2 protein-coding genes are annotated in these 650 nt (G+C 62.3%); one reads left to right on the top strand and one right to left on the bottom strand.

Features of this window, described 5'->3' with window-relative positions; genetic code table 11:
• The coding region (locus EXE44_RS17745) for a TOBE domain-containing protein (protein WP_137718031.1) at positions 1 to 414 on the top strand (414 nt) is incomplete at its 5' end.
• Here the strand turns inward: EXE44_RS17745 and EXE44_RS17740 are convergent.
• Positions 411 to 650, bottom strand: a 240-nt coding sequence (locus tag EXE44_RS17740) for a hypothetical protein (protein ID WP_206750405.1), incomplete at its 5' end; no start/stop codon positions are given. The genes EXE44_RS17745 and EXE44_RS17740 overlap by 4 nt on opposite strands.

Genomic DNA, 650 nt, shown 5'->3' with positions numbered 1-650 from the left:
TCGATGAACTTCCTCGACGTCGACGTGGAGACGGACGGGACGACGGCGACGATTCGGAACGAGGACGCCGGGTTCGAACTCAGCCTCTCGCCGGAGTACGTCCGGGGCAACGACCTCCGGAACGGCCGGTACACGCTGGGTATCCGGCCGGAGAACATCGTCCTCGACGAGTCGCCGAACGGCGAGGGGAACCTGCGCTCAACGGTGGAGGTCGTCGAACCGATCGGCTCCGACAACTACGTACACCTCACCGTCACCGAGGACTTCCTCGCGCGCTCGCCCGCGGACGTGAAGCCGGAAGCCGGCGACGAGGTCGGCGTCTCCTTCGCGGAGGAGGACATCCACCTGTTCGACGCCGAGACCGGCGAGGACGTGTTCCTCACCGACGAGGAGATCGCGGCCGCGATCGCTTAGATACGGTCGATTTTCGGATAGGGCGCCGGCGTGTGAACCGATCGTTCGTACTTTCTCCCCGTGCCGAGATCGAACGCTATCAGAACCCAGTATATCTGCTTGAAAACTGCTGACGCTGCGGTGGCCCCTTCCACTGCCCAAGCCGCTTGTTTATAAATGGTTGATACCGGATCGACGGCGAACACCTCCGAAACCCCTGTCGCTCGCTTATAAATAACTGACCGCTGAACGGCGGT

This window comes from Halorubrum sp. SS7 (genome assembly GCF_005435055.1).
Taxonomy (GTDB): Archaea; Halobacteriota; Halobacteria; order Halobacteriales; family Haloferacaceae; genus Halorubrum; species Halorubrum salinarum.
This window is presented reverse-complemented; position numbering and strand designations above follow the sequence as displayed.